Below are 7789 nucleotides of genomic sequence, written 5' to 3'. Positions count from 1 at the left end.
CGCGGCGGGGGCGCCGCCCCCCCCCCCCCCCCCCCCCCCCCCCCCCCCCCCCCCCCCCCCCCCCCCCCCCCCCCCCCCCCCCCCCCCCCCCCCCCGGCGCGCCCCCGCCCCCCCCCCCCCCCCCCCCCCCCCCCCCGCGCCCCCGGGGCCCCCACCCCCCCGCGGCGCCGCAGGCGCCGCAAAAAAACACAGCCCCAAAAAAATTCAGTGCCCGCCGGCGCTGCCGGTGGTGCTCTTGGAGAGTTCCGATTCGTGGCGGGGGGCGTCGAGACCGGCGTCGACCGGGACCTGGACCAGGACGGTGCCGTTCTCCTTGAAGTTGAACGTGACGTCGTAGGTGAGGCCGGGGGTGATGTTCTGGGTCAGGCCGGTGATCTCGATCTGCGCGGTCGTGGTTTCGCCGCCTTCGGTACTGATCGTTTCGCCGGTTGTATGGGTTTCGGCACCGGCCGACGGAGTGGAGACGACGACCGTTTCGGCCGGGGCGATGGAAATCTTGTCGCCGTCGGCCGGGGTGATCTTCACCGTGCCGAGGTCGGTGGTGACGCTGGTGAGTTCGTCGGCGACCGTTTCGCCGGTGTTGATGATCGACAGCGCCAGTGCGGCCTGACCGCCGGTGGTGTTGTTGTGGGTGGCGCTGCCCGGATACACGAGGTGCACATTGCGCAGCGCGATCTCGCCCGCGTCGGCGCTGTTGCCGTTGATCGCGGCTACCTGATCGGCGGTCTGCGAGACCTGGCCGGCGCCGCAGCCGGACAGGATGAGGGCCGCTCCGGCGGCGAGCGCGGCGACCGGCACCAGGCGGCGGCGCCGCCGAGTCGAGGCGACCGGGTTCGCGGCAGTCACAGCAGTCAGGGCAGTCACGGGTTGTCCTCCATGTCCGAGTGGGCGCACTCCAACTAGGCACTGTAGTAGTCGCGTGGGGATGCCGGGCGCACCGGGCGGCGTCAGGGGGGATTGCGGGTCTGTGGGGTGTGATATGCCGCACGTCAAGGCGGCGAAGGTATCACCTGGGTGCCGGCCTGTGCGCACTTGTCCGGAGGTGGCCGGCCCAGCGGGTTGCCCGGCCGCGATCCGGTGTCCGTCACGTCCCGCTGACCGGTAACGATCCGGCCTACGCGTATCGTTTCGACGCGCCCGCGTGGCGTGGTCGCGCGGGGCTCGGGCAAGGGTGGCGCCGACACCCGTTCGGCCGCAACGTGATGCACACCAAACTGACCCTGTCAAGCCCCAGTACCTGGTCGTTGTGGCCCTGACCTGCGCAGTTGATCGCGCCGTTATCGAGTCGCGTGTTAAACTGTGAACATCGAAAGGGGCACGGGACACATGATTTTTAAGGTCGGAGATACCGTCGTTTATCCCCATCATGGGGCGGCTTTGATCGAAGCTATCGAGACCCGCACCATCAAGGGTGAGCAGAAAGAGTATCTGGTCCTGAAGGTCGCACAGGGTGACCTCACTGTTCGGGTTCCCGCGGAAAACGCGGAATACGTCGGCGTTCGCGATGTCGTGGGCCAGGAAGGCTTGGATCGGGTCTTCCAGGTGCTGCGTGCGCCACATACGGAGGAACCCACCAACTGGTCCCGCCGTTACAAGGCCAACCTCGAGAAGCTCGCCTCCGGCGATGTGAACAAGGTGGCCGAGGTCGTCCGCGACCTGTGGCGCCGGGAACAGGATCGTGGTCTGTCCGCGGGCGAGAAGCGGATGCTGGCCAAGGCTCGGCAGATCCTCGTCGGTGAGCTGGCGCTCGCCGAGGGGACCGATGACGGCAAGGCCGAGACGCTTCTCGACGAGGTTCTCGCCGCGGCGTCCTGACCGTGTACGAACCGGACGGTACCGGCCGTAGCGCCGGTCCTGTCGTCGCGTTGGTTCCTGCCGCCGGTCGTGGCGTGCGCTTGGGTGCAGATGCGCCCAAAGCGTTCGTCCCGGTCGGCGGCAAACCCATGCTCGGGCTCGCTGTCAGCGGCCTGATGGCTGCCGGGGTTGTCGACGAGATCATTGTGATGGTGCCCGCCCAACTCGTCGAGGCCACCGCAGCCCTGCTTCCCCCCGCAGCCCCGGCCCGGGTCGTGGCCGGGGGCGCCGAGCGTACGGATTCCGTCCGCGCCGGGCTCGCGGCCGCCGGGGAGGCCGCGTATTTCCTGGTGCACGATGCCGCGCGGGCGCTGACACCACCCACGTTGATCGCCCGGGTGGTGGGGGAACTGTTTGCCGGTGCGCCGGCCGTCGTACCCGCGCTGCCGGTGGTCGATACCGTGAAATCCGTCGATGCGGCCGGTGTCGTGACGGGTACTCCCGACCGTTCCGCGTTGCGCGCCGTTCAGACTCCGCAGGGCTTCTCTGCCGCGGTGCTGCGCCGCGCATACGATCATCCGGAAATCGCGACCGACGACGCCGGCCTGGTCGAACGGCTCGGTATCGGGGTCCGCACCATCCCCGGCGACCCGCTGGCATTCAAGATCACGACACCGCTCGACCTGCGCTTGGCCGAAGCTGTGCTCGACGGAGAACAGGTGGTCGGCCGGTGCTGAACATGCGGGTCGGGATCGGGACGGATGTGCATCCGATCGAACCGGGACGGCCCTGCTGGATGGCAGGGCTCCTGTTCGACGGGGAAGACGGTTGTGCGGGCCACTCCGACGGTGATGTGGCCGCCCATGCCCTGTGCGACGCTCTGCTGTCGGCCGCCGGCCTCGGCGATGTGGGGGCGGTATTCGGAACCGGCCGCCCGGAGTGGGCGGGTGTGTCCGGTGCAGCCATGCTGAAAGAAGTGCGGCGGCTGCTGGAAGCGGATGGGTACGCGGTGGTCAATGCCGCGGTCCAGGTCATCGGCAACCGCCCGCGGATGGGCCCGCGGCGTGCGGAGGCGCAGCAGCTGCTGAGCGATTTGCTCGGCGCGCCGGTATCGGTATCCGGCACCACCAGCGACGGCCTGGGGCTCACCGGCCGCGGGGAGGGTATTGCCGCGGTCGCCACGGCCCTGCTGCACTGTCCGGGGCGGCCGAGCGACCACCCCGGGGATCGGTAACCGGACGCGATCGGGGTCAGCGAAGCCGCCTCATCCAGCAATTGCCGGAGGCTTCCGGGCCTACCGTACGGATATGCCGCCGCCGATCGCTTCGGCAGCGGGACGGCCGCGCCGGCGGCGCGGAGCTCGCCGCCGTCCGGGCTCCGGTGTGATGATCGATGCCGAGGCATACGCCTCGACCGTCGCGCCGTGACGGTGCGGCCGAATGCCGGAGTTACCCCCGTAGCCGCTACCCTGCCCATATCCCCGCTGCACCACATCCGAGTGCAAACCACAAACGAAACTAGGATCGACTGCCGTGACGCTGCGCCTGTTCGACACCGAGCAACGGACCCTGCGTGATTTCACGCCGCTGGTACCCGGACGTGCCTCGGTGTACCTGTGTGGGGCGACAGTGCAGGGTCTGCCGCATATCGGTCATGTGCGCAGCGGGGTGGCGTTCGATATTCTGCGCCGCTGGCTGTCCGCGGGCGGTCTGGACGTGGCCTTCATCCGCAATGTCACCGATATCGAGGACAAGATCCTGGCCAAGGCGGCCGCGGCGGGCCGGCCGTGGTGGGAATGGGCGGCGACGCACGAGCGGGCGTTCGACCGGGCGTACCGGCAGCTCGGGGTTCTGCCACCATCGGCCGAGCCACGGGCCACCGGGCATATCACCCAGATGGTCGATTTGATGCAGCGGCTCATCGACCGCGGGCACGCCTATGCCTCCGAGGGCAATGTGTATTTCGATGTGCGCAGCTATCCGGACTACGGCCTTTTGTCCGGTCACCGCCTCGAGGACGTTCATCAAGGGGAAAGCGCCGGGCTCGGCAAACGCGACCCCCGCGATTTCACGTTGTGGAAGGCCGCGAAACCCGGCGAACCCACCTGGCCCTCGCCGTGGGGGCCGGGCCGGCCCGGCTGGCATCTGGAATGCTCGGCGATGGCCGAGTTCTATCTCGGCCCGGAATTCGATATCCATTGCGGGGGAATGGATCTGGTATTCCCGCATCATGAGAACGAAATCGCGCAGTCGAAGGCGGCCGGGCACGGTTTCGCGCAGTACTGGTTGCACAACGGCTGGGTGACCATGGGCGGCGAGAAGATGTCGAAATCGCTCGGCAATGTGCTGTCCATTCCGAACGTGCTGAAATCGGTGCGGGCCGTGGAATTGCGCTTCTACCTGGGCAGCGCGCACTACCGTTCGATGCTGGAATATTCCGATAAAGCGCTCGCCGATGCCGCGCAGTCGTATCAGCGGATCGAGGCGTTCGTGCAGCGGGTGGCCGAACGGGGTGGTGATATTCCGCTGGGTAAATGGACCGACGGTTTCGCCGCCGCCCTCGATGACGACCTCGGGGTCCCGAAGGCGCTCGCCGAAATCCACCACGCGGTGCACGAGGGCAACCGGGCGCTCGACGCCGGTGTCCTGGAAACCGCCCGCGAACACGCCGGTCAGGTGCGCGCCATGCTCGATGTGCTCGGCGTGGACCCGCTGGATCCGCACTGGCACAGCGGCGCCGATCATTCGGCGGCCGACGCTGCGCTCGATGTGCTGGTGGCGGCTGAACTGGAACGCCGCCAGCAGGCGCGCGCCGCGAAGGACTGGGCGACCGCCGATGCGGTTCGCGACCGGCTGCAGGCCGCCGGCATCGAAGTGACCGATACCCCCAACGGTGCCGAATGGTCGCTGGGCACACCTACCCCTGGAAAGGCGGGCTGATGGCCGGCAATTCACAACGTCGTGGTGCGATCCGCAAGGGCGGTACCAAGAAGGGGCAGGTCGTCGGTTCCGGCGGACAGCGCCGCCGTGGCCTGGAGGGGCGCGGGCCGACGCCGCCGGCGGAGGCGCGGACGAAACATCCGGCCGCACGGCGGGCCGCCGCGAAAGCGCGTGCCGCCCAGAGCGGTTCGCCGGGTCGCGGTGCACGCCCGGCCGGCCGGCACGGGGACGACGGGCCCGAGCTGGTACTCGGCCGCAACCCGGTGACCGAATGTCTGCGCGCCGGGGTTCCGGCGACAGCGTTGTACGTCGCGGTGGGCACCGAGAACGATGAGCGGCTCACCGAAAGTGTGCGGATCGCCGCCGATACCGGGATATCCATCCTCGAGGTGCCGCGCACCGATCTGGACCGGATGAGTTCCAACGGTTTACATCAGGGGATGGCGCTGCAGGTGCCGCCCTACCGGTACGCCCACCCCGACGATCTGCTCGCCCGGGCCCAGCAGTCGGCGGAGCCCGCGCTGCTGGTGGCCTTGGACAATATCTCCGATCCGCGCAACCTGGGCGCGGTGGTGCGTTCGGTGGCGGCCTTCGGCGGGCACGGGGTGGTGATCCCGCAGCGGCGCAGTGCCAGCGTCACCGCGGTGGCCTGGCGGACAAGTGCCGGTGCGGCGGCGCGGTTGCCGGTCGCGCGGGCCACCAATCTCACTCGCACTCTGAAGGATTGGGCCGCCAAGGGAGTGCAGGTCGTGGGCCTCGACGCCGGTGGCGATACCTCGCTCGACGATTTCGACGCCACCGGGCCGACGGTGATCGTGGTGGGTTCGGAGGGTAAGGGCCTGTCCCGGCTCGTCCGCGAAACCTGCGATGCGATCCTGAGCATCCCGATGGCGGGTCCGGTGGAATCGCTGAACGCCTCGGTGGCGGCGGGAGTGGTGCTGGCCGAGACCGCCCGGCAGCGCCGCGCCTGATCGGGGACGAAAGCGCTGCCGCCCTGACCGGCGGCTGCGTGATGGCCTTGCCTGGTCGTCTCGGCCCCGGAGGTGCGCCGCGCGGGACACGCGGTCAGCGGCCGGTTCTGGGGCGATTGTGCCGCGCGCGGACCGCAAAAGCGGCTCGGCACCGTAGAATTCGATGCGTGGTGATACCCAGCGCGCCCATCGGTAAGCCGGTCGAGCATCCCTATGCGACGGTGGTGCTGCTTCTCGGTGCGGTCAGTCTGTTCTGTTTCGGGCTCTCCGGGCCGGTGGCATGGGCGATGGGGAAGCGCGCGCTGGACCAGATCGACGAGTCCGGCGGCGCGTACAGCGGCCGGACCCAGGTGGTGGTGGGGTTCACGCTGGGTGTTATCGGCACCATCCTGATGGTGCTGATGGCGTTGCTGTTCGTCCTGGTCCTGATCAGCGGCGGGTGACCGCGATCAGTCCAGGCTCTGCTGCCCGGACCACTTCCCGGGCTCCCAGCTCGGCCATTCCTCGCTGATCGACCCCGACCAGTTCGGCTGGCGGCGCTCCCGGAACGCCGCCATCGCCTCCCCCGCGTCGCGGCTCTGCGCGATGTGCTCGTTCAGATCGGCCTCCAACTGCCCGACGATCCCCGGCTCCAGGCCGATACCCTCCCAGAGCAGCCGTTTCGACAGCGCCGCGCTGAGCGGGGCCGAGCCGTTGGCGATATCGTGGGCGACCGCCATCGCGGTGGGCAGCACCTCCGCAGCCGGCAGGCAGGCATTGGCCAGGCCCATGGCCTTGGCTTCGTCACCGTCGAAGGTACGGCCGGTGAGCAGGATATCGGCGGCGTTGGCCAGGCCCGCCAGCCGCGAGAGCGTCCAGTGCGCGTACCCGTCGGCGAGTACACCGCGCCGTACCTGGCTCAACGCGTACACCGCGTCGTCGGCCAGGTACCGCAGATCGCATTGCAGGGCGAGCGCCAGACCCGCGCCCACCGCATGCCCGTTGACCGCCGCGATCACCGGTTTCCGGATCCGGAACGGCGGCGGATCGACCGCCGCGCTCACCTCGCCCACCCGGTCCGACAGGTCGGCGCCGGCGCAGAAGGCGGGCGGCGTCCCGGTGATGACGACGACGCGAATGGCGTCCTCGGCGTCGCACCGTTTCAATGCCGCGCCCAACGCCTCGGTCATCGAGGGGTTGAACGCATTCTGCTTCGCCGGCCGATTCAACGTGAGGACGGCGATGCCCGCTGCGACATCGACGAGCAATTCCGAACTCATGCCGGGCAGTTTATTGGTCAGCTGCCCCGCGCGGGGTGCCGGGCTGTATTTATGGCGCCGCCTTCGGTGCCGCCGGTTCGGGGCCCCCAAAGTCTCGTTCTTTTCTCTGCCGCTCCTCCGCTTCGCTCCCCCGCTCTGTCGCTCCAGAACGAGACGGGCCCCGAACCACACGGGTGGACGACATGTGGGTAGCGGATCCGCGCGTGCTCCCGGCATGCGACACAACATCCCATGACAGCGCTGGGTTCAGCGAGGCACTCGGAGCACCCCGAAGCGAACGCGACCACGGCAGTGCCGAGTCTCGCGATGTCCTCGAGAGTCCCCGCAACCCTGGAACGGACGCCACCACGGTGGTGCCGAGCCTGCGGGGACGTGCGGGTTCGCATAACCCCGGAACCGAAGGCGACCACGGCGGTGCCGAGTCGTACGAGGCCCCGAGCGGTTCGCCTAACCCCGGAACCGGACGTGACCATAGCGGTGCCGAGTCTTACGAGGCCCTTGGAGGGTTCGGCCCGTCCCTGCTGTCAGCGCTCGATGCGACGCGGCGCAGCCGCGAGTGTCGAGTGCTGACAGCAGGGACCTAGGGGGCCGAACCCCGCGCGGCCGCCGCGCCGCCCACGCGACAACACCGCCCCGGGTTTGGGCTGACGCGGACAGGGGTCCCCACCCCGGCATGGCGGCTCCGGGGCGGGGGGGGGGCGGGGTGGGGCGCGACCGCAGGGGCCCGGCCGGTGTCCAGGTGGCTATCGAGCGCGGCCATGGTGTCGTTGGCCTCGGCATACAGGGCTTCGAGCCGGTCGTGGTGGTCGGCGCAGGCAGACGAGTC

The 7789-nt window shown here is 69.4% G+C and carries 8 protein-coding genes; 6 read left to right on the top strand and 2 right to left on the bottom strand.

The features are described 5' to 3' along the window. Window positions 1-204 precede the first annotated feature (204 nt). Complete coding sequence (locus tag QH276_RS22315) at window positions 205-864, bottom strand: hypothetical protein (protein WP_348536636.1); 660 nt, start codon at window positions 862-864, stop codon at window positions 205-207. A gap of 462 nt (window positions 865-1326) precedes the next feature. On the opposite strand from QH276_RS22315, the gene carD reads away from it, so the two are divergent. From carD to QH276_RS22285, 6 genes are all read left to right on the top strand, one after another. Next, entirely contained in the window at window positions 1327-1815 is a 489-nt protein-coding gene (gene carD, locus QH276_RS22310; RefSeq protein ID WP_011206964.1) for an RNA polymerase-binding transcription factor CarD, read from the top strand. Between the two features lie 2 nt (window positions 1816-1817). After that, window positions 1818-2531 (top strand): 2-C-methyl-D-erythritol 4-phosphate cytidylyltransferase, encoded by a 714-nt coding sequence (gene ispD, locus QH276_RS22305; protein WP_432278647.1) that lies wholly within the window; start codon window positions 1818-1820, stop codon window positions 2529-2531. A 2-nt stretch (window positions 2532-2533) separates the two neighbouring features. Next, window positions 2534-3028 (top strand): 2-C-methyl-D-erythritol 2,4-cyclodiphosphate synthase, encoded by a 495-nt coding sequence (gene ispF, locus QH276_RS22300; RefSeq protein WP_280399448.1) that lies wholly within the window; start codon window positions 2534-2536, stop codon window positions 3026-3028. Window positions 3029-3326: 298 nt separating this feature from the next. Next, a complete protein-coding gene (gene cysS / locus QH276_RS22295; RefSeq protein WP_280399447.1) occupies window positions 3327-4733 on the top strand; it encodes a cysteine--tRNA ligase in 1407 nt (468 codons plus the stop codon). Further along, window positions 4733-5704, top strand: coding sequence for a 23S rRNA (guanosine(2251)-2'-O)-methyltransferase RlmB (gene rlmB / locus QH276_RS22290; protein WP_280399446.1), 972 nt, complete (start codon window positions 4733-4735; stop codon window positions 5702-5704). Before cysS ends, rlmB begins: the two co-directional genes overlap by 1 nt. Window positions 5705-5871: 167 nt before the next feature. After that, complete coding sequence (locus tag QH276_RS22285) at window positions 5872-6147, top strand: DUF4190 domain-containing protein (RefSeq protein WP_280399445.1); 276 nt, start codon at window positions 5872-5874, stop codon at window positions 6145-6147. Between the two features lie 6 nt (window positions 6148-6153). Here the strand turns inward: QH276_RS22285 and QH276_RS22280 are convergent, their stop codons facing one another. Beyond that, a complete protein-coding gene (locus QH276_RS22280) occupies window positions 6154-6963 on the bottom strand; it encodes an enoyl-CoA hydratase/isomerase family protein (RefSeq protein ID WP_280399444.1) in 810 nt (269 codons plus the stop codon). Window positions 6964-7789 lie beyond the last annotated feature (826 nt).

It is taken from the genome of Nocardia carnea (assembly GCF_029869215.1).
GTDB classification, from domain to species: Bacteria; Actinomycetota; Actinomycetes; order Mycobacteriales; family Mycobacteriaceae; genus Nocardia; species Nocardia carnea_B.
The sequence above is the reverse complement of the archived record's forward strand: the minus strand, read 5'-3'. Positions and strand labels throughout refer to the sequence as shown.